We start from the raw sequence: 18,344 nt of genomic DNA on the forward strand, positions 1-18,344 counted from the left end.
CGATCAGGTGTCACTCGATCGGGGGTCGGCTGCGGGACGCGCCGGGAGATCGGCAGACTGGTCCGCACCAGCACACCGCGGGTCGGAAAGGGACAGCTGATGACACAGGTACCGGATCCCGAAGCCCCGGAGGGCATCGACCTCGATCGGCCCAACGCGGCCCGCATCTACGACTGGTTCCTCGGCGGCACGGCCAACTGGGCGATCGACCGCGAGTTCGGCGAACGCGCGGTACAGACCTTCCCCATGATCAAGACCATCGCGAAGTCCGGGCGCGAGCTGCTCGGCCGCACCGTGCGCTACATGGCGCGCAACGGCATCGACCAGTACCTCGACCTCGGCTCCGGGGTGCCGACGGCCGGCAACGTGCACGAGATCGCCACATCGGTGAACCCCGACGCGCGCTGCGTGTACGTGGACAACGAGCCCGTGGCAGTCGCCCACTCGCAGATCCTGCTGGAGCGTGAGGGCGTCGCCGACCGGCACGCGGTGCTGCACGGCGACCTGCGGAACCCGGGTGACATCTGGCCGCGTGCGCTCGACACCGGTGTGCTGGACCCGAAGCGCCCGATCGGGTTGATCATGTCCGGCGTCCTGTACTTCATCGGCCGTGACGAGGGAGCGCACGAGATGGTGCGCAAGTACCTCTCGCTGGTGCCGTCGGGCTCGTTCTTCATGGCCTCGCACATCACGCTCGACGGGGTGCCGGAGTCGGACGGGGACAGCCGCGAGTCGATCCACGAGCAGTACAAGCAGTCGAGCACCCCGATCCACTTCCGCTCGCGCGCGGAGTTCGCGGAGTTCTTCGACGGCCTGGAGCTCGTGGACCCCGGGGTGGTCTGGGTTTCGGAGTGGCGGCCGGAGGAAGGCGAGTCGCGCAACAGCGACCGCATGGCCGCCGATCCGTCGTTCAGCGGCGGAATCTGCGCCGTCGGACGGAAGCCGTAACGACGAAAGCGCGCCCCGGGAGGGTGGCCCGGGGCGCGCTGGTTCGGTGGTCTGTGTCGCGCTTACGCGCGGGACGGGCCCAGCCCGTGGACGAGCGGCGCGAGGTCGACGCGCGCCTCGAGCGGCCGCGTGGCGCGGACCAGGTCCGGCTGGCGCGGGGCGGGCACGTCGAGGTCGGTGTCCCATGTGACCGGGCTGCGCAGCGGCGCCTGGATCAGGCTGAAGCCGAAGCGACTGCGCAGCTCGTGGTTGATCCCACGCCGGCCGTGAGTGTGTTCATCCTCACGACGGAAGAGCGTGGTGAGCCGGACGGCCATGAGATCACACCCCCAGTTCCGATAGCGGTGACCGGGGCAGATCCGCTCCGGCCAGACCGAGACAGCTTTCGCACGGCATACCCACGCCCGGCGCCAGCCACTCGATGTGGGTCCGGGGAAACGACTCCCCGCACCGCGCGAGCACCTCTGCGGAAGAACCCGCTGCGTCCACCTCGAACACGTGCACGACGCGGCGGGATTCGCCGACCCTGCCCGTCATGAGCACGTTCGCCGTCATGCTGTCCTGGATGATCACGCGGTCCCTCCCCCCGAGGTCGGTGCCGGTTCGTGGACTCCACTGGTGGGCTGGGCCGAATGCAGCAAGCCATTCACCCACCACTGGCGCCCCGATCGATGCGATTAATCCTACTCCTGGAATAATCTTCATGTCGAGATCGGGTCGAGTTGATCACCCGCTTGGCCCTGCGGTTTGCTCCGTAGTGACAGAAAGAAGCCGGGGACGTGTGTGGCGACCGCACGCCCTGCAGGAGGCTCGGAGGTACGACCCATGACGGATTATCCGTCGCTCCAGGATTACGACCCGGACACGGCCGAGGGGCTGTTCGAGGACGCTGCCTGGGAGAAGTCGTTCGCCAGTGAGCCGAACGGCGGCAGCTGCGTCGAGGTCAACCTGGGCCGTTCCGACCTCGTCGGCGTGCGCGACACCAAGCTCGCGTCCAGTCCGGTCTTCGTGTTCGACCGGGGCGAGTGGGAGGCCTTCCTGGTCGCGGTGAAGGCCGGGCAGTTCGACCTGCCGCCGGACGCTTGACGCGCGGTTCGCGATTCACGCGGGAACCCGCGTGCGGGCCTTGCCGTGAGGCTTTCACCAACTGTCACTCGAACGAGTGATTGGCGCTGACCCTGGGTGGTCGTGCGGCGCAAAGCACCCCAATGCGGCGTTCGGTGCACTCAGCGCACCCAATGTGGCGTTCGGTGCGTTGAACGCAACCAACGCCACATTGGGGCGCGCTGAGCTGTGGATCAGGCGGCGGCCGGCACCCCGCCGCCGCGCAGCCGGCCGCGCGTGCGGCGCCAGGCGATGACCACGAGCACGACCAGCCCGATCAACGGCAGGCTGCTGATCGCCCAGCTCAACCCCATCGGCGGTCCCGGCTGTGACAGCACCGGCAGGCTCTTCAGCTCACCGCTGCCCTGACCCTGGGGGCCGTTGATCGTGAAGCGGAACGCCCACGTGCCCTCCGTCGGCAGAGCGCGGATGTCCAGACCCCAGACGTCGCGCTTGCGCGGGTGGCGCGCCAGCGGCTGCGGGCGTTGGAACGCGGCGGCCGAGGGGTTGTGCATGGCGAGCGTGCCGGTTTTGGTGCCGATGCCGCCGTCGGGGATGAAGGTGAAGTCCAGCGACTGCATGGCGCGCAGCGGCCACGTCGAGAAGCCCACGGTGAGGCCGTAGGGCCCCGCCTGCACGCGTTCGGTGTGGACGATGTTCACCGGCTCGTACGCGTTGGCCGGCAGGGCGGTGGCGAGCAGCAGGCCGATGACCGCGCCCAGCGCCAGCAGTGTCTTACGCATGGGTCTGCACCTCCGAAGCCGGGGCGAGCAGGCGGAGCATGCCGCCGAAGCGCCAGCCCGCGAAGCCGCCCGCCAAACCGAGCACGCCGGCGGCGAGGCCGGTCGCGAGAACCGCCGTGAGGTCACCGATGTGACCGGAATAGACCAATCCGCGCTGCACCAGCAGGGTCGCACCGACCAGGAGCCCGGCCAGCCCGCCCGCGAGCACGGACACGCGGCCCAGCTGCCACCCCCGCCGTCGCGCGATCAGCAGGTAGCCCTCCACCAACGCGGCCACCGGCAGGAGCGCCATCGGCATCAGCGCGGGCATGTCCGGCACGCCGCTCACGTAGTCGCGCACCGGCAGCCCGACGAGATCGGCGTACGCGCGCGCAGCCCACGGTGAGAACCACCAGAAGACGGCCTGGATCACGGCCAGGATCGCCGCTGTTGCCACGGCGCCGCCCGGCCGGCGCAGGAACCCGGCGCCGGCGAACACGAGCAGCACGGACAGCAGCGTGGAGCCGACCGACGTCGCCTCCACCGGGTCGAGGTCCACCTGCTGCAGCCCCAGCGCCGTCACCGCGCTGAACGCGATCAGCACGGCCAGCGAGCCGAACACCCCGATCCGGCCCCAGCGCTGCTCCCGCGCGGCCGCGAAGACCATCGTGGTTCCGATGATCGACAGCGTCACCGAGAGCAGCAGCCCGATGTGCGGCGGCGAGTCGATCACGGCGTCGAAGCCGTACAGCCCGTGCCACCACTGGTCCCACAGCCCGTAGAGCAGGAACAACGCGGCGCCGACGCCGGAGGTGAGGTAGCCCGCCGGCGCGGCGAACGTCCGGCCGAACACACCGATCGCGCGGCCGCCGATGCGCGGGTCCACCGGCCGCCCGGCGCGTTGCGCAGCCGTGGTCAGCAGCACCACGGCCAGGCTCGCCAGCCCGACGATCGCGCTGCCCGAGTACAGGAACAGGTGCGGCAGCGTGAAGAACGTGTCCGGGCCGACGTCGTCGTGCCACTGCACGTCCCACGTGAGCCCGACCATCGAGATCACCGACCCCGCGAGCACTGTGCACGCGGGCGCCAGCCCCGGCCTTCTCGTCGCGGCGACCACCCGGGCCCCCGACGCGGTGAGATCCATCCCCAGCCCCTCCTTACTGGTTGACCAACACGGGAAACACGACTTGACCGGCGCCCGCCGGCCCACGCAGGGAGACCGTGATCTCCCACTGGCCCGCCATCGGCAGGCCGACGTCGGCGGCGCGGAAGTGCCCCGGCCCGTCGGCGGTCGCCGGCACGGGTGTGATGGCGTGGCCCATCTGCGGCATCACCGGCTCCACCGTCACGCCGTCCACGGCGGGACCGGTCACCGCGAACGCGAACGTGTTGCCGCCGACGCGTGGCGCGTCCGCGGACAGTTGCACGGTGTAGGGCCCGGTCGTCGACTTGAGCACGGTGGGACCGCTCGGCCCGCCGCCGAACAGCAGCCAGCCGGCGATCACCGCGGCCACCAGCACGACGACGCTGATCAGCACCACTGGACGTTTCGTTTTCATTGGCCCCCTCCGGGAATGGCCGGCACGTCGAGCACCACCGGCACGGTCAGCACGGACCAGCCGCGTTCGGCCTGCAGCCACAACCGGTAGCGGCCGGGCGCGGGGAAGGTGTACGTGAAGGGCACGTCGGGCCCGTACGCGGCGACGGTTTCGTCCGGCACGCCGGTGAGGCCCGGGACGTACGGCGGCATCGCGTGCGCGTGGGCCCACGTCGGTGCGGTGGCGGCCGCGGCGCCGACGTCGGTGTCCGACGGCAGCGGCCCGACGACGATCAGGTGGCCCAGCATGCCCAGCCACGGCTGGAGGTCGCCGGAGGGGAAGTGCGCGGTGACGGTGACCGGGGTGCCGGCTTGCACGCCCGTGGTGGTGACGTCGACGGGCACTCCGTCGACGACGCGTTTTCCTGGTCCGGCGGGGACTTCGGCGGGGTTGCCGGTTTTGCTCTTTGCGTCCACAGTGGACCGTGCGAGCTGAACGCCGCCGCCGCGTCGTTCGAGTTCCGCGGCCACCGCGTAGGTTCCGGCTTCCGGCGCGGTGAAGTCGACGCGGTACTCGCCGGGCGCCACCCGCACCGGGTGCAGGTGCCACAACCGGCCGGAGGGGGAGACGACGATGAGGTGGACCAAGGCGTCGTCGTGGATCACGAGGTCGTCGGCGGGCCGGCCGGTGGACCCGTCGGTGAAGCGGAGATCGAGAGATTTTCCTTGCGTGCCAACGGTCAGGTTCACCGGTGGCCGTGAGTAGTCCGTGACGGGCAGGCGTGACAGCGCGTACGGGTCGGTGACGTTGTCCACGGTCGCGTCCAGCTGCGCGCCCGGCGCGGGCGGCGGGGGAGTGCTCGTCGACAGCAGCGCGCCGGTGACCGCGACGGCCAGCGCCGCGACCATCCCGCCCGCCGGCAGCAGGGCGTAGGCGGTGCGGCGTGACCGCACGGCCACGACCAGGGCGAGGAGCAGAAACGCCCCTGCCGCAACGAAACCGCCGTACGCCGCCTTCTCCCAGGGCGGCACCACGCGCGCCGGGACTACGAACGGGATGGTCGCGGTGGTCGTCCCGTCGTTCAGCCGCAGTTCCCATGGCCCGGCGTGGTCGACGCCGACCGTGCCGGGGTAGAGCCCGGGCGTCGCGCCGAGCACGACGTCGCCGCGGGAGAACACGACGCCGTCGGCGGCCGCCGCGAGGTGCAGTGGGCCGGGCGCGGTGCCCGCGTGTGTGGCGATGTCGACGTGCAGGTCGCCCGGTGTCACGTCGATCCGGCGGATGATCACGGTGAGCTCGCGCGAGCCGAGGGTCTGCGCCACCTGGATGTCTGCGCCGACCGGTGCCCCGTCGGCGCGCGCGGTGCCGCCGCCGAGCGCGATCCCCAGCGCGCACAGCACCAGCAGCAGCGCCGTTGTCTTTGTGGTCCCCATCACGGCAAAAGGTATCGAGGTTACGGGGGTCGAATCGTCACGGAAGCGGGGGAAGATCCATCCCCGGTTCGGGGGATGCGAACCCCTAGGTACCAGCTTCCTTGCGAAGTGGAACGTTGCTCCGTATGGTTAGCGGAGCAACGTTCCGTTTGCTCTTCGGAGGACGATTCCATGCAGTACCGCACCTTGGGCCGCACTGGTGTGCAGGTCAGCGCGCTGTCGCTCGGCGCCATGAACTTCGGCGCGATCGGCCGCACCACGCAGGACGACGCCACGGCCATCGTCGACGCCGCGCTCGAAGGCGGCATCAACGTCGTCGACACGGCCGACATGTACGGCGCCGGCGAGTCGGAGGTGATGGTCGGCAAGGCCATCGCCGGGCGCCGCGACGACCTCGTGCTCGCCACGAAGGCCGCCATGCCGATGGGCGACGAGCGCAACCACCGGGGCAGCTCGCGCCGTTGGCTCGTCAGCGAGCTCGACAACAGCCTGCGCCGGCTCGGTGTCGACCACGTCGACCTCTACCAGATCCACCGCTGGGACCCCTCGACCAGCGACGAGGAGACGCTTTCCGCGCTCACGGATCTGCAGCGCGCCGGGAAGATCCGCTACTTCGGCTCGTCGACGTTCCCCGCGTACAAGATCGTGCAGGCGCAGTGGGCCGCGCGGGAGCACCATCTGGGCCGCTACGTCACCGAGCAGCCCAGCTACTCGATCCTGCAACGCGGCATCGAGGCCGACGTGCTGCCGATGACCGAGGAGTACGGCCTCGGCGTGCTGGCGTGGAGCCCACTCGCGTCGGGCTGGCTGTCGGGCGCGGTCCGTGAGGGGCGCGAGATCGCCACGAGCCGCTCGAAGGCCCTGCCGCAGCGCTTCGACCTGACGCTGCCCGCCAACCGGGCCCGGCTCGACGCGGTGGAGCGCCTGGCGAAGGTCGCCGCCGACGCCGGGCTGACGCTGATCCAGCTCGCGCTCGGCTTCGTGACCGCGCACCCGGCCGTGACCAGCGCGATCATCGGCCCGCGCACGCCGGAGCACCTGCGCTCGCACCTCGCGGCCGCCGACACCGTGCTGTCCGCCGACGTGCTGGACGCGATCGACGAGATCGTCGCACCCGGCGTCGACCTGGCCGCGCACGAGAAGTTCGACACCCCTCCCGCTCTGCTCGATCCCTCCTTGCGTCGCCGCTGAAAGGACTTCCCATGTCACCTCGGTTCGGCATCATGACCGCCCCGATGCAGGTTGACTACGCCGACCTCGTGCGCGTCTGGCGCGAAGCCGACACCCTGCCGGAGATCGAGCACGCCTGGCTCTTCGACCACCTCCTCCCCATCGCCGGCGACCCTGATGGGCCGATTTTCGAAGGCTGGACCCTGCTTTCGGCTCTCGCCGCGCAGACTTCCCGCCTGCGCCTCGGCCTCATGGTCACCAGCAACCGCTTCCGCCCACCCGCCGTCCTCGCCAAGATCGCCACGACCGTCGACGTGGTTTCCCACGGCCGCTTGGACTTCGGCATCGGCGTCGGCTCCCGCCCGAGCCACCCCCTGGCCCGGCGCGAGTACGAAGCCCACGGCCTCCCGTTCCACGACACCGCGCACGCCGTGCAGGCCCTCGCCGAAGCCTGCACCGTCATCCGTCGCCTGTGGACAGAGGACGCGACCTTCGACTTCGTGGGCGACACCGTCCAGCTCGAGGGCGCGTTCGGCAACCCCAAGCCCGTACAGCGCCCCCACCCCCCGATCGTCATCGGCGGCCGCGCCTCCGCAACCCTCCGCGTCGCCGCCACCCACGCCGACGTCTGGAACATCCCCGGCGGCGACCTCGACGACTGCATCAGCCGCAGCGCCCTCCTCGACCGCTACTGCACCGACATCGGCCGCGACCCGGCGGAAATCACGCGCTCGATCCACCTGCCGGTGTCCTATGCGGACCCGGGCCTCACCCGCAAAGCCATCGCCGAGGCCGTGGACGCCGGCTTCGAGCACGTGGTGCTCGGCCTGCCGTCGCCCTTCCCGGAGGGTGTCGGGCAATGGGTGGTCGATGAGCTGATCAAGGGCTAGCCGAGCGGCCCTCGCCGCCCACAACGACGACGTCCGGCGGCATCTCTCCGGAAGCGGCCGCTGTCGGGCCTGGCCCTCGCGTTTCTGAGCGCAGGCTCGGTTCGGCGCTCATGTGCCGCCTGGCCGGCGACTTCTGGCTGCTCCTCCGGGGAAGCGGCCGCGGTCCGTTTGCCTCGGCGTTGCGGAGCGCGGGCTGGATGGGGTGCTCAGCCGCCCCGCCGCCGGCGTTCCCCGGAGGGTGTGGCGCGGCCGCCGGCCGACGAGCTGATCAAGGCCCAGGCGAGAAGCTCGCGTAAGTGCGATCACCGGCTAACCCAAGAACTCACGCAAGTGCGACACCACCGCCTCCGGTTGTTCCTCCGGTAGGAAGTGGCCGCAGTTCTCGAGGCCGACGCCGGTGACGTTGTCGGCGTAGTCGCGCCAGAGGTCGAGGGTGGGGAGTTTGCCGAGGAGGCCCGCTTGGCCCCACATGGCGAGAACGGGCTGGGTGAGGCGGTTGCCGGCGGCGTAGTCGGCGTCGTCGAGGGCGGCGTCGTCGGGGAAGGAGGCGCGGTAGTCGTCGAAGCCGGCGCGGAGGGCGCCGGGGGCGGAGAAGGCGCGTACGTATTCGGCGACGTCCTCGGCGGGCAGGCCCTGGCGCTGGAAGGTCCAGCGTTCGAAGAAGTAGCCCAGGTAGGCGGCGATGTTGCTGCCCGCCAGCAGCTCCGGCAGGTCGGGTTGCAGGTGGAACAGCCAGTGCCAGTAGCCCTTCGCGACATCCGAATCCAGCCGTTTCCACATCTCGCGCGTCGGCGCGATGTCGAGGACGGCCAGGCGCTCGACCTGCTCCGGGCGGTCCAAAGCCCAGCGGTGGCCGACGCGGCCGCCACGGTCGTGGCCGACCACCGACACGCGGTCGAAGCCCAGCTGCTCGGCGAGCTGGGCGAGGTCGGCGGCCATCGTGCGCTTGTCGTAGCCGCCGCGGGGCTTGTCGGTGCGGCCGTAACCACGCAGGTCGGGCGCGATCACGGTGTGGGTTTCGGCGAGCGGGCCCGCGACGCGGTGCCAGCAATGCGACGTCTGCGGCCACCCGTGCAGCAGGAACACGGGTGGGCCGTCGCCGCCGCGCAGGTAGTGCATCCGGAGGTCGCCGACCTGCGCCATCGAAGGTTCTAACCGGCTCATGGGGTTAGACGCTACCGGACGCGCCTAACCGGTGACAAGGGTTAGAATCAACCCCATGGAGTGGGTTTTCGACGGTGGCCGGCCGTGTCTCGACCTCGTCAACACGCTGCGCGACCGCTACCAGCCCGAAGGGGTCGAGCTGCTGACCTCGCCCGAAGCCCTCGCCGAATGGCTCTCGCTCGCCGGCCTCACCAAAGGCCCGGTGCCCGTCACGCAGGAAGACCTCGAAACGGCGAAATGGCTCAGGGAAGCCGTGAACCGGCTGGCCACCACCCCGCCGGCACCCCCTGACGTCGAGCTCGTGAACAAAGCCGTCGAGGAGCCGCTGCCCAACGCGCGCCTTCGGCTGTCCGACGGGGAGCTGCGCAAAGCGGCACCCACCCCGCGAAACCCGGTCGCGGCCGCCTTCGCGCTGATCGCGACCGACGTGATCGAGCTGGTGACGAGCCCGGTGGACGTCCGCATCTGCGCCGCGGACGACTGCGGCCTCCGCTTCGCCGACGCGTCACCACGAAGGACCCGCCAGTGGTGCTCGATGTCCCGCTGCGGCAACCGCGCCAAAGCCCGGGCCCACTACGCACGGCTGAGTCAGGGCAGGAGCCGGTAAGCCCACGGATGGGCCCGCAACCACACGTTCAGCTTGCCGATCCACCGCATGTGCGCCGTCCGCAACGGCGCGGGCACCAACCAGCCGACGATCCGCACCACACGGCAGAAGCGCGCGAACCGCAGCTGGTCACGAGAAGTCCACTGTAGACCGAGCTGCTCCCGCAAAGCCGCCGGCAACGTCGCCCGGATCAAGAACAGCTGCCCGGCCGCCTGCGCATCCCGCAGCCGCGGCCACCACCGATCCGGCAGCCACCGCACGGGTTTCGGCACGGTGTGGATGGTCTCCAGCAACGTCGTCATCGTCTCGTTCGGCCGGAACGCCGCGACCATCTCGTCGTAGTACCGCGAGAACGCGGCCCAGTCGGGTGGCAGATCCCGCTCCCGCACCCCGAGCACCCGGCCGATGTCGCACATCTGCGCGTAGTACTCGTCGAGCTCGCCCGGCGTCAGCGGCCGCCCGAAAAACCGTTGTACATCAACGGGAACCTTCACCAACGTCGCATGCACCCACGCGTAAGCACCCGGATCCAGCCCGCTGTACCGCCGCCCACCGGCCACCCCGGTGAACGTCCGGTGCAGCTCCCGCAACCGCGAAGCCTCGAACCGCGCGCCCGCAGCACCGCCGTACACGTAGATCGACAGCGAAGCCCCCGTCCGCATCAACCGCGTCCAGGGATCCGAAACGTAGTCCGAGTGGTCCCGCACCCCGGCCGCCACCACGGGGTGGGCCACCTGCAGCACCAGGACCTGCCCGGCCAGCAACACGTCGCGGAAGTCACCGAAGTACCGCCAGGCCGCGGTGCCCCGCACGACCGGCGGCGCCACGTCAGGCCCCGCGCAGCAGCATCATCAGCGGCTCGGCGGCCGGCACGTCGGTGCCCGTCGACAGCCGCCGCAGCTGCAACCCGGCGATGAGCGCGACGACGGGACCCGCCACCCGCGCGGGATCGGGCACGCCGAGCGCGCGCAGGATCGTCGTGGCCAGGTCGTCGTACGCCGCGAAGCAGCGCGCCGACGCTTCGCGCAGCCCGGGATCACGCGCGGCCTGCAGGTAGAGCTCGTGGGGTGCGAGGTCGTCGGTGCCGAACGGCAGCTGCTCGATCACGTGCTCCACCACGGCCGCGGCCTGCTCCAGGCTGAGGCCGTCCGCACTGTGCGCGTCGGCGATCGCGGCGAGCTTCGCCGTCTCCTCCTCGGCGAACAGCAGCATCGCCTCGCGCAGCAGCTCCGTCTGGCTGGGGAAGTGGTAGGTCAGCGTGCCGAGCGAGACGCCCGCGGCGGCCACGATGCGGCGGTTGGTGAGCCCGCCGACCCCTTGCTCGCCGACGACTTCGAGCGTCGCCCGCAGGATCGCGTCGCGGGTGTTCACCACGCCCTTGCGGGCCGGCGCAGGTGCCACCGTTGGACCTCTTCCAGTTGCGCGGCCACGGAGATCAGCCGCTCCTCGGCGTGCGACGGGCCCAGCAGCTGGGCGCCGAGGGGGAGCCCGTCCGCGGTTTGTCCGGCCGGGACGTTGATCCCCGGCCAGCCCAGCACGTTCCACGGCCAAGCGTAGGGGCACGCGGCGATCATCGTCTGGTCGGTGCGCCAGCCGGTGAGGCCGTCGAACGCGCCGGTCTTCGGCGGCGGCGTCGCGGTGGTCGGGGTGAGCAGCACGTCGACGCGCCCGAAAACGGAACCGATGCGGCGTTGCAGCGCGGGTTCGAGAGCGCGGGCGAGTTTCAACGCACCGGCGAGCACGGTGCCCTGCTGCGCGTTGCCGCGCGTGCGGGGGTCGAGCTTGGCCTTCTCGGGCACGCGCGCGGCCCAGTCGCGCACACCGGTGAGCGAGCGCGGCAGGAAGGTGAGGCCGATGAGCCCGTAGCCCGGGTCGATCTCGACGATGTCGTGGCCCAGGTTCGCCAGCGCCTCCGCGGTGTTGCGCACGGCCGCTTCGACGACCGGGTCGAGGCTGGTTTTCGTTGCGGTGAACGGAATCCTCGTCGACAGCCCGATGCGCAGCCGGCCGGGTTCCCGGCGGGCGGCCGCGCGGAACACGCCGTCGGAGCCCGTGGTGACATCCAGCAGGGTCGCCGCGTCGGCCACGGTCCGGGCCAGCGGGCCGAGCACGGTGAGGCCGTGGAACAACTCCCCACCGAGCGGCACGCGGCCGCGCTGCGTCTTGATGCCGACGAGCCCCGTCCACGCCGCCGGGATGCGCACCGACCCGGCGCCGTCGGAGCCGAGCGCCGCCGCGACCACCCCGCCGGCCACCGCGGCCGCCGAGCCGCCGGAGGACCCGCCGGGCGTGTGGTCGGGGTGCCAGGGGTTACGCGTGACGCCGAACGCCGGCCCTTCCGTGAACGGCCATTGTCCCAGCTCAGGCGTGTTCGTCTTGCCGATGATCACGGCGCCGGCCCGCTTGAGCAGCGCCACGGCGGGTGCGTCGGCGGTCGCGTCCGGGAAGTCACCCGCGCAGCCGAACGCCGTCGGCAGGCCCGCGAGGTCCACGTCGTCCTTGATCGCGACGGGCACGCCCAGCAACGGCGTCCGGTCACCTCGCGCCCGGCGCCGGTCGGCTTCTTCGGCCTCGGCAAGGGCTTCGTCGTCGCGGATCCGGCGGAACGCGTTGAGCACGGTCTGGCTCGCGTGCGCCTCTTCCAGAGCCGCTGCGGTGAGCGCCACCGAGGTCGTTTCGCCTGCTTCGAGCGCCGTCACCTGGTCGGCGACGGTCGTGAACGCGGAAGTCCTGACGGTCATCGGGCCACCCCCGGGTTCTCGTTCGTTCGAACGAACGTTACCACCGGACTGTGATTCCGGCTCCCTGGTTCGACAGCCGACCCGCCCGAGGCCGACGATGAGCCCGAGACCCGCCCCAGCCCCACGGAGGATCGATGACGTTCGACTTCGACCGGTTTCCCGTTTTCGACGCGTTCCCGCGGGCGGGGCTCGGCACCGGGCCGACGCCGCTGCTGGCCGCGCCGCGCCTGGGCGAGGCGCTCGGGCTGCCGCGGCTGATGCTCAAGCGCGACGACGTCCACCCGCTCGGCGTGGGCGGCAACAAGCTGCGCAAACTCGACTTCCACCTCGGTGCGGCACTCGCCGCCGGCGCCGACACGGTGATCACCTTCGGCGCCCTGCAGACCAACCACGGACGCCAGACCGCGGCGGCGTGCGCGCGGCTCGGGCTGCGCTGCGAGCTCGTGCTCACGGCGAAGGTGCCCCGCGAAGGCGAGGCCTACGAGCATTCCGGCAACATCCCGCTCGACCTGCTCTTCGGCGCCCGCTTGCACATCTGCGCCACCGTCGAGGAAGCCGAGCGCACCTACGAAGAGCTGCTCGCGTCGGCCGACTACGAGGGCCGCAAGGTCTTCACGGTCCCCGTCGGGGGCTCCGACGCGCTCGGCACTCTCGGCTACGTGTCCGCGACCCACGAGCTCGCGCAGCAGCTCTCGGCGCTCGGGATCGACAGCGCCCGCATCGTCGCGCCCCACGCGAGCGGCGGCACGTCCGCCGGCCTCGCGCTCGGCACGGCGCTGCTCGGCAACCTCGGCGCCGACTTCGCCTGCGTGAGCCACCCGCTCGACGAGGCCACCGACAACCTCACCCATCTCGTCACCTCAGCCGCGCAGCTCCTCGGCGTCGACACGCCGTCGCTGGACCACGTGCGCATGAGCGACTCGACCATGGGCGAGGGCTACGGCATCCCGGCGCCGTCGACGTGGGGCGCGCTGCGGCTGTTCGGCCGCACCGAAGGTGTGGTGCTGGACCCGGTCTACTCCGGCAAGGCCGCTGCCGCGCTCGTCGAATGGGCCGCGGACGGCCGGTTCGACCCCGAGGAGACGGTGGTGTTCGTGCACACCGGCGGCCTGCCCGGGCTGTACGGCTACGCACCGGAGTTCGTCGCCGCGATGCAGGAGTGAGTCAGTCCCGCGCGGCGGACGGTTGCAGCTCGGCCGCCGCGCGGGTGGCGTCGACCCGCACCGCCACGCGGACCAGGCCCAGCAGCAGCACGACGTCCGCGACGAGCATCAGCCGTTGCGTGGCCCCCACCGGCAGCAGCTCGGTGACGGTGTGGACCGGCAGCCCGGCTTCGTCGAGGCGGGCGAACAGGAAACTCACGCCGAACACCACCAGAACGGCCACCCCGAACCGCAGCCACCGCGCCACGAGCGCGCGCTCGGCCGTGCCGCGCAACGGTTCCAGCAACGTCAGCGCCGCGGCCGGCAGGCTCGCGAACGCCACCACGCACGAGTACAGGTGGATCTCGCCGCTCGTCAGGTCAGGGTGCGGCGGGTAGCTCGCCGGGAACACCGCGGCCGTCGCCAACCCCAAGGCCCACAACGAAAGCAGCACTCGCGTGGTCCGAGGCAGCGGCACGCCACCGGCCGCCAGGCAACCGAGCACGGCCAGCGAACCGACGGCGAGCGCCAGCACGCTCGCGCTCAGCAGGCCCGGGTCGGTGGTGGTGTAGCTCGACAACGTGTCGTGGATCGGGTCGTGGGAGCTGATCACGTGCATCAGGGTGATCGTGAACAGCCCCCACCCGATCGCCACCAGTGCGCCCATCCGCCAGATCCGCAGCCCCCGTGAAATCCCCATGGTCCCCAGCGTTGCGGGGCCGGCGCGATCCGTGATCCGGGATCACCCTGAATTCGACCCCTATTCGACCTCGCTGGTGAATTCGGCGAGCACCAAGGCTTGATCGTCGTGCCGCTTCGCCCGCGGCCAGCGCGAACCGTCGGGATCCTGCGTTTCCGCGGTTCGCACGGCGTCCAGCACGGAGTCCGGGCCGTTCACCCTGGCGAGGCGCAGCACGTCGGGCCAGCCGAAGAGGCCGTAGTCGTCGACCCCGGTGGACACGCCGTCGGTGGCGAGCAGCACGGCGTCGACCTCGGGGCGCGGCCAAGAGCGCCGCACGGCCTTCGCCGCCGCCTCGGGGTCGGCTTCGGCGACCCAGAAGCCGTCTTCGGCGTTGCGGCGGCGGCGCACGTCGGCGCCGGTCTGCAGCAGGCCGCCGTCGCGCAGGGAGACCAGCCGGTCGTCGGCCACGACGTCGACGCCGAACTGTCCGAACGCGACAACCGGACTGTCCGCCAGCACAAGGGTTTCGACCTCGGCCGCGTCCCAGCGCAGGATCGACACGGTGCTCGACGGCGAGTGCCCGGGCTCCAGCCCGTGCTCCGCCGCGACCCCGGCGATGGACGACGCCAGCGCCACGGCGAGGTCTTCCTTGGGACTTTCTCTCAGCTCGTCCGCCAGCCGGCGCACCAGCAGGTCGGCGTACCAGCCGCCGGGCGGCAGGTCGGGGCTCGGTGACGTGGCGCCGTCCAGCAGCAGCACGGCGTTGTCCAGCACCACGACATGGTCTTCGCTCGCGCGAGGCAGGCCGTCCGCGCCTACTCCCGCGCGCTCCGCGATCGCGATCTCGGGCATCACCCGATGCTAACCCGAACGGCTGACCGCGACCGGTCTGTCAACTTCGGTTGACAGACGTGGTGTGTCAACCTAGATTGACATCATGACCGAAGCAACAGACCTGGCCGCGAGGGCGGGCGACCGTGATCCCAGAGTGGGGCTTCGCGCGGTCGCGGCGCTTCGTCGGCTCCTGGAACAACTCGAAGCCGTGCAGGTGCGCAGCGCCCGCGTGCACGGCTGGTCCTGGCAGGAGATCGCCGCCGAGCTGGGGGTCAGCCGGCAGGCCGTCCACAAGAAGTACGGGAGGCACTGATGTTCGAACGGTTCACGCTCGACGCGCGGCTGGCCGTGGTCGAGGCCCAGATCGTGGCGCGCGAGGCCGGTGCGCGGCAGATCGAGCTCACCGACGTGCTGGCCGGGCTCGCCCGCACCGAAAACGGCGCCGGCCTGCGGCTGCTGCAGGAGCTCGGCGTGTCGCGGGAAGACGTGCTGGGCGAGCTCGACCGCATCCGCCGGCGCGGCGGGATCAGCGACGCCGAGGTCGCCGCGCTCACCGAGTTCGGCATCGACGTGGAGCAGATCGTCGAGCGCGTCGAGGAGACCCACGGCCCGGGTGCGCTCGCCGGTGGCGGCAGACGCGCGAAACGCGGCCACATCCCGTTCGCGGCCGACGCGAAGCGGACGATGGAGCTGAGCCTGCGCGAAGCCGTGAAGCTGGGCGACAAGCACCTCGGGCAGGAGCACCTGCTGCTCGCGCTGGTGCAGCAGAAGGGCCCGGTGCCCGACCTGCTGGCCGCCCACGGCGTCGACTACGTGTCGGTGCGCCGCGTGGTCGGCCAGCGGGAGGCCGGCTAGTGCTGCTGCTCTTCGCGGCGCCCGGTCCGCCACGTGACCAGGGGCAACAGGGCCTGCGTGAGTGGTCCGATCGTGAGCGCGTAGAGCACGGTCCCCACGCCGAAGGTGCCGCCGAGCAGCCAGCCGACGGCGAGCACGGTCACCTCGATCCCGGTGCGCACCAGCCGCACCGACCAGCCGGTGCGCGCGGTGAGGCCGGTCATCAGCCCGTCGCGCGGACCGGGGCCGAGGCGAGTCCCGACGTAGACGGCGGTGGCCACGGCGTTGAGCACCACACCGCCGACGAGCAGCAGGATCTGCAACGCGAGCGTGTGCTGGTCGGGCAGCACCGCGCGGACGGCGTCGACGGTCACGGAGATCACCACGACGTTGGCCACCGTGCCGATGCCGGGCCGCTGGCGTAGCGGGATCCACAGCAGCAGCACGAACACCGACGCGATGGCCGTGACCGTGCCGAAGCTCAGGCCGGTGAGCTTGGTGAGGCCTTCGTGGAGCACGTCCCACGGGTCGAGGCCCAGGTGGGCGCGGGTGAGCATGGCCATGCTGGCGCCGTAGAGCGCGAGGCCGGCCAGAAGCTGGGCACCCCGGCGGACGGGCGCCCGGCGGACGCTGAGGGGACTGAGGTCGACAACTGCCACTTCTCCACTATCGGCGACAAGTGGACTGGTAATCCATGGCCAATGTCGGATAATTGGTCTTATGACCTCGCATCTTCCGCTGGGTAGCCGTGTCTCTGGTACCCGATTGGCCGTGTTGCTGGGGGAGTGGCGCCGCCGTGGCTCCCGGCAGGGGGCGGCGGATCTGGCCGCGGCCGTCGAGCTGCAAGTGCTCGACGGCCAGCTCCCCATCGGCACCCGGCTGCCCGCGGAGCGCGAGCTCGCCGACGCGCTCGGCGTCAGCCGCACCCTCATCGGCGCGGCGCTGGACCGGCTGCGTGCCACCGGCGTCGTCGCCAGCCGTCGCGGTGCCGGTTCGTGGATCTCCGGTGCCGGCCACCGTTCGGCCGCGCCGGCCCAGCACGAACGCGACGGCCTGATCGACTTGGCCCGGGCCGCGCCACCCGCGTTGCCGGGGCTGATCAACGCCGTCGACACCGCGCGGCGCGACCTCGTGGAGCACCTGAGCGGCAACGGGTACCTCACCGGCGGCCTGCCGCTGCTGCGCGAGCGGATCGCCGAGCGCTACACCGCGCGCGGCCTGCCGACGACTCCGGACCAGGTGATGCTGACGGCCGGCGCGTACTCGGCTTTCGTGCTGTGCCTGCGCATGCTGGCCGGCCCGGGCGACCGCGTGCTGGTGGAGCAGCCGACTTACCCGAACGCGATCGACGCCGTACGCGCCGCGCACGCACTGCCCGTGCCGGTGGCGCTCGACCCCGTGCGCGGCTGGGATCTCACGGGGATCGAGGCCGCGTTGCGCCAGGCGTCGCCGCGGTTCGGCTACCTCGTCGTCGACTTCCAGAACCCCACGGGCCTGCGCCTCGACGCCGCGGGCCGCGAACGCCTCGGCGGCCTCCTCGCGCGCTCGCGCACGCCCGTGGTGGTCGACGAATCGTTGGTGGAGCTGGATTACGAGGGTGATCCGCTCGACGCGCCGCCGCCGCTGGCCGCGTTCGCGGGGGACCTGGCGCTGACGGTCGGCTCGGCCGCGAAGTCACAGTGGGGCGGGCTACGGCTGGGCTGGATCCGCGCGTCAGCCGACCTGCTCGACCGGCTGCTGTCGTCGCGCTTCGCCGTGGACCTCGGGGCGCCGGTGTTCGACCAGCTGGTGCTGGCTTCGCTCTTGGAGCCGGCCGGTTACGCGGCGTTGGCCCAGCGGCGGGTGGATTTCCGGCTGCAGCGCGATGCCCTGATCGACGCGGTGCACGCCTACTGTCCTGAGTGGACGTTCGAGGTCCCGGCCGGGGGCCTGTCGTTGTGGTGCCGCCTGCCGGAACCGATGAGCACGCGCCTCGCCGTCTCGGCGGCGAACCACGGCGTGCAGCTGGCGCCCGCCTCACGCTTCGGCGTGCACGGCGGCCTCGAACGCTGGCTGCGGCTGCCGTTCGGCCTGCCGCCCGACCAGCTGCTGGAGGCCGTGCGGCGGCTGAGCCTGGCCGTCGAGTCGGTGCGCGGTTACGCGGATGTGCCGGCGGCGAACGTGCCGGTGACCTGAGCTTCGCTGGTGCGGCAGCGTTTCCCGGGCCAGGGCTCAAAAGATAAACAGCCGGTGCACCGGATGTTCCAACCACTCCAGGGATGGTGGTGGTCGCATCCGGCGCACCGGCTGTTCGTCACCCGCTCCGTTCAGAGCGGGCGCCGCGGCGGCTTCCCGGCACAGCCCCTCGACGTGCCGGGAAGCGCCGACGGCTCAGGCGGGCTTCGGTTGGCGCAGGTTCCCGCTCGGCGCGGTGAGCGGGAACCTCCGGAGCACGCCCGTTGTGGGTCCCGGCGCCGCGGGGGCAGCGCGGCGCCGGGACCAGGACCCGATCCGGCCGGGCGCGGTCGGCCGGTCGGGAAGGCTGGTCGTACGCAT

At 71.5% G+C, this 18,344-nt stretch carries 22 protein-coding genes; 9 read left to right on the forward strand and 13 right to left on the reverse strand.

What is annotated here, in order from left to right; all coding sequences use genetic code 11:
- The first annotated feature begins 99 nt into the window (after positions 1 to 99).
- Complete coding sequence (locus ACFY1H_RS11070) at positions 100 to 948, forward strand: SAM-dependent methyltransferase (RefSeq protein ID WP_386946139.1); 849 nt, start codon at positions 100 to 102, stop codon at positions 946 to 948.
- A gap of 62 nt (positions 949 to 1,010) precedes the next feature.
- On the opposite strand, the gene ACFY1H_RS11075 is transcribed toward ACFY1H_RS11070, so the two are convergent.
- A complete protein-coding gene (locus tag ACFY1H_RS11075; protein WP_285970871.1) occupies positions 1,011 to 1,265 on the reverse strand; it encodes a hypothetical protein in 255 nt (84 codons plus the stop codon).
- A 4-nt stretch (positions 1,266 to 1,269) separates the two neighbouring features.
- A complete protein-coding gene (locus ACFY1H_RS11080; protein ID WP_386946142.1) occupies positions 1,270 to 1,521 on the reverse strand; it encodes a hypothetical protein in 252 nt (83 codons plus the stop codon).
- 252 nt (positions 1,522 to 1,773) lie between these two features.
- Between ACFY1H_RS11080 and ACFY1H_RS11085 the strand changes: the two genes are divergently transcribed.
- Positions 1,774 to 2,034 (forward strand): DUF397 domain-containing protein, encoded by a 261-nt coding sequence (locus ACFY1H_RS11085; RefSeq protein ID WP_366577701.1) that lies wholly within the window; start codon positions 1,774 to 1,776, stop codon positions 2,032 to 2,034.
- A 212-nt stretch (positions 2,035 to 2,246) separates the two neighbouring features.
- Here the strand turns inward: ACFY1H_RS11085 and ACFY1H_RS11090 are convergent, their stop codons facing one another.
- From ACFY1H_RS11090 to ACFY1H_RS11105, 4 genes are read right to left on the reverse strand one after another with little or no spacing between them, the layout of a single operon-like run.
- Positions 2,247 to 2,795 (reverse strand): hypothetical protein, encoded by a 549-nt coding sequence (locus tag ACFY1H_RS11090; protein WP_366577702.1) that lies wholly within the window; start codon positions 2,793 to 2,795, stop codon positions 2,247 to 2,249.
- A complete protein-coding gene (locus ACFY1H_RS11095) occupies positions 2,788 to 3,918 on the reverse strand; it encodes a hypothetical protein (RefSeq protein WP_386946144.1) in 1,131 nt (376 codons plus the stop codon). Before ACFY1H_RS11095 ends, ACFY1H_RS11090 begins: the two co-directional genes overlap by 8 nt.
- A 13-nt stretch (positions 3,919 to 3,931) precedes the next feature.
- Entirely contained in the window at positions 3,932 to 4,333 is a 402-nt protein-coding gene (locus tag ACFY1H_RS11100) for a FixH family protein (protein ID WP_386946146.1), read from the reverse strand.
- Positions 4,330 to 5,745: a hypothetical protein gene (locus tag ACFY1H_RS11105; RefSeq protein ID WP_386946148.1), complete on the reverse strand. Its 1,416-nt coding sequence runs from the start codon at positions 5,743 to 5,745 to the stop codon at positions 4,330 to 4,332. Before ACFY1H_RS11105 ends, ACFY1H_RS11100 begins: the two co-directional genes overlap by 4 nt.
- Positions 5,746 to 5,916: 171 nt before the next feature.
- Between ACFY1H_RS11105 and ACFY1H_RS11110 the strand changes: the two genes are divergently transcribed.
- Together ACFY1H_RS11110 and ACFY1H_RS11115 are read left to right on the forward strand one after the other, a co-directional pair.
- Entirely contained in the window at positions 5,917 to 6,936 is a 1,020-nt protein-coding gene (locus tag ACFY1H_RS11110; protein ID WP_386946150.1) for an aldo/keto reductase, read from the forward strand.
- 11 nt (positions 6,937 to 6,947) lie between these two features.
- Positions 6,948 to 7,805, forward strand: a complete 858-nt coding sequence (locus tag ACFY1H_RS11115) for an LLM class flavin-dependent oxidoreductase (RefSeq protein ID WP_386946151.1) — start codon at positions 6,948 to 6,950, stop codon at positions 7,803 to 7,805.
- A gap of 309 nt (positions 7,806 to 8,114) precedes the next feature.
- Here the strand turns inward: ACFY1H_RS11115 and ACFY1H_RS11120 are convergent, their stop codons facing one another.
- The gene (locus tag ACFY1H_RS11120) at positions 8,115 to 8,969 is read right to left on the reverse strand and encodes an alpha/beta fold hydrolase (protein WP_386946153.1); all 855 of its coding nucleotides are present in this window, start codon (positions 8,967 to 8,969) and stop codon (positions 8,115 to 8,117) included.
- 55 nt (positions 8,970 to 9,024) lie between these two features.
- Between ACFY1H_RS11120 and ACFY1H_RS11125 the strand changes: the two genes are divergently transcribed.
- Positions 9,025 to 9,576 carry a CGNR zinc finger domain-containing protein gene (locus ACFY1H_RS11125; RefSeq protein ID WP_386946155.1) on the forward strand — a complete coding sequence of 184 codons (552 nt, stop codon included), beginning with the start codon at positions 9,025 to 9,027 and terminating at the stop codon, positions 9,574 to 9,576.
- Here ACFY1H_RS11125 and ACFY1H_RS11130 read toward each other — a convergent pair.
- From ACFY1H_RS11130 to ACFY1H_RS11140, 3 genes are read right to left on the reverse strand one after another with little or no spacing between them, the layout of a single operon-like run.
- On the reverse strand, positions 9,558 to 10,403 hold the full coding sequence (locus ACFY1H_RS11130) for an oxygenase MpaB family protein (RefSeq protein WP_386946157.1): 846 nt from the start codon (positions 10,401 to 10,403) through the stop codon (positions 9,558 to 9,560). The two genes, ACFY1H_RS11125 and ACFY1H_RS11130, sit on opposite strands and share 19 nt — an antisense overlap.
- Position 10,404: 1 nt before the next feature.
- Entirely contained in the window at positions 10,405 to 10,947 is a 543-nt protein-coding gene (locus tag ACFY1H_RS11135; RefSeq protein ID WP_386946861.1) for a TetR/AcrR family transcriptional regulator, read from the reverse strand.
- The gene (locus ACFY1H_RS11140; protein ID WP_366577721.1) at positions 10,944 to 12,317 is read right to left on the reverse strand and encodes an amidase; all 1,374 of its coding nucleotides are present in this window, start codon (positions 12,315 to 12,317) and stop codon (positions 10,944 to 10,946) included. Before ACFY1H_RS11140 ends, ACFY1H_RS11135 begins: the two co-directional genes overlap by 4 nt.
- Before the next feature lie 134 nt (positions 12,318 to 12,451).
- Here ACFY1H_RS11140 and ACFY1H_RS11145 point away from each other — a divergent pair, with 134 nt between their 5' ends.
- Positions 12,452 to 13,480, forward strand: a complete 1,029-nt coding sequence (locus ACFY1H_RS11145; protein ID WP_386946159.1) for a D-cysteine desulfhydrase family protein — start codon at positions 12,452 to 12,454, stop codon at positions 13,478 to 13,480.
- Between the two features lies 1 nt (position 13,481).
- Here ACFY1H_RS11145 and ACFY1H_RS11150 read toward each other — a convergent pair whose 3' ends face one another.
- Positions 13,482 to 14,159 carry a DUF998 domain-containing protein gene (locus tag ACFY1H_RS11150; protein ID WP_386946160.1) on the reverse strand — a complete coding sequence of 226 codons (678 nt, stop codon included), beginning with the start codon at positions 14,157 to 14,159 and terminating at the stop codon, positions 13,482 to 13,484.
- A 60-nt stretch (positions 14,160 to 14,219) separates the two neighbouring features.
- Positions 14,220 to 14,993 (reverse strand): hypothetical protein, encoded by a 774-nt coding sequence (locus ACFY1H_RS11155; RefSeq protein ID WP_386946162.1) that lies wholly within the window; start codon positions 14,991 to 14,993, stop codon positions 14,220 to 14,222.
- An 85-nt stretch (positions 14,994 to 15,078) separates the two neighbouring features.
- Between ACFY1H_RS11155 and ACFY1H_RS11160 the strand changes: the two genes are divergently transcribed.
- A complete protein-coding gene (locus ACFY1H_RS11160) occupies positions 15,079 to 15,288 on the forward strand; it encodes a sigma factor-like helix-turn-helix DNA-binding protein (RefSeq protein WP_004559389.1) in 210 nt (69 codons plus the stop codon).
- Positions 15,288 to 15,830: a Clp protease N-terminal domain-containing protein gene (locus tag ACFY1H_RS11165; protein ID WP_366577729.1), complete on the forward strand. Its 543-nt coding sequence runs from the start codon at positions 15,288 to 15,290 to the stop codon at positions 15,828 to 15,830. The genes ACFY1H_RS11160 and ACFY1H_RS11165 overlap by 1 nt, the downstream gene beginning before the upstream one ends.
- Here ACFY1H_RS11165 and ACFY1H_RS11170 read toward each other — a convergent pair.
- A complete protein-coding gene (locus tag ACFY1H_RS11170) occupies positions 15,827 to 16,468 on the reverse strand; it encodes a hypothetical protein (protein ID WP_366577731.1) in 642 nt (213 codons plus the stop codon). The genes ACFY1H_RS11165 and ACFY1H_RS11170 overlap by 4 nt on opposite strands.
- 106 nt (positions 16,469 to 16,574) lie before the next feature.
- Between ACFY1H_RS11170 and ACFY1H_RS11175 the strand changes: the two genes are divergently transcribed.
- Positions 16,575 to 17,984 (forward strand): PLP-dependent aminotransferase family protein, encoded by a 1,410-nt coding sequence (locus tag ACFY1H_RS11175; RefSeq protein WP_386946165.1) that lies wholly within the window; start codon positions 16,575 to 16,577, stop codon positions 17,982 to 17,984.
- Positions 17,985 to 18,344 lie beyond the last annotated feature (360 nt).

Origin of the sequence: Amycolatopsis sp. NPDC001319 (assembly GCF_042896185.1) — a bacterium.
Classification (GTDB): domain Bacteria; phylum Actinomycetota; class Actinomycetes; order Mycobacteriales; family Pseudonocardiaceae; genus Amycolatopsis.

Excerpts from the sequence above, each read along its gene's own strand:
- ACFY1H_RS11070 (WP_386946139.1), top strand. The coding sequence starts at position 100 with ATGACACAGGTACCGGATCCCGAAGCCCCGGAGGGCATCGACCTCGAT.
- ACFY1H_RS11075 (WP_285970871.1), bottom strand. The coding sequence starts at position 1,265 with ATGGCCGTCCGGCTCACCACGCTCTTCCGTCGTGAGGATGAACACACT.
- ACFY1H_RS11085 (WP_366577701.1), top strand. The coding sequence starts at position 1,774 with ATGACGGATTATCCGTCGCTCCAGGATTACGACCCGGACACGGCCGAG.
- ACFY1H_RS11090 (WP_366577702.1), bottom strand. The coding sequence starts at position 2,795 with ATGCGTAAGACACTGCTGGCGCTGGGCGCGGTCATCGGCCTGCTGCTC.
- ACFY1H_RS11095 (WP_386946144.1), bottom strand. The coding sequence starts at position 3,918 with ATGGATCTCACCGCGTCGGGGGCCCGGGTGGTCGCCGCGACGAGAAGG.
- ACFY1H_RS11100 (WP_386946146.1), bottom strand. The coding sequence starts at position 4,333 with ATGAAAACGAAACGTCCAGTGGTGCTGATCAGCGTCGTCGTGCTGGTG.
- ACFY1H_RS11105 (WP_386946148.1), bottom strand. The coding sequence starts at position 5,745 with ATGGGGACCACAAAGACAACGGCGCTGCTGCTGGTGCTGTGCGCGCTG.
- ACFY1H_RS11110 (WP_386946150.1), top strand. The coding sequence starts at position 5,917 with ATGCAGTACCGCACCTTGGGCCGCACTGGTGTGCAGGTCAGCGCGCTG.
- ACFY1H_RS11115 (WP_386946151.1), top strand. The coding sequence starts at position 6,948 with ATGTCACCTCGGTTCGGCATCATGACCGCCCCGATGCAGGTTGACTAC.
- ACFY1H_RS11120 (WP_386946153.1), bottom strand. The coding sequence starts at position 8,969 with ATGAGCCGGTTAGAACCTTCGATGGCGCAGGTCGGCGACCTCCGGATG.
- ACFY1H_RS11125 (WP_386946155.1), top strand. The coding sequence starts at position 9,025 with ATGGAGTGGGTTTTCGACGGTGGCCGGCCGTGTCTCGACCTCGTCAAC.
- ACFY1H_RS11140 (WP_366577721.1), bottom strand. The coding sequence starts at position 12,317 with ATGACCGTCAGGACTTCCGCGTTCACGACCGTCGCCGACCAGGTGACG.
- ACFY1H_RS11145 (WP_386946159.1), top strand. The coding sequence starts at position 12,452 with ATGACGTTCGACTTCGACCGGTTTCCCGTTTTCGACGCGTTCCCGCGG.
- ACFY1H_RS11150 (WP_386946160.1), bottom strand. The coding sequence starts at position 14,159 with ATGGGGATTTCACGGGGGCTGCGGATCTGGCGGATGGGCGCACTGGTG.
- ACFY1H_RS11155 (WP_386946162.1), bottom strand. The coding sequence starts at position 14,993 with ATGCCCGAGATCGCGATCGCGGAGCGCGCGGGAGTAGGCGCGGACGGC.
- ACFY1H_RS11160 (WP_004559389.1), top strand. The coding sequence starts at position 15,079 with ATGACCGAAGCAACAGACCTGGCCGCGAGGGCGGGCGACCGTGATCCC.
- ACFY1H_RS11165 (WP_366577729.1), top strand. The coding sequence starts at position 15,288 with ATGTTCGAACGGTTCACGCTCGACGCGCGGCTGGCCGTGGTCGAGGCC.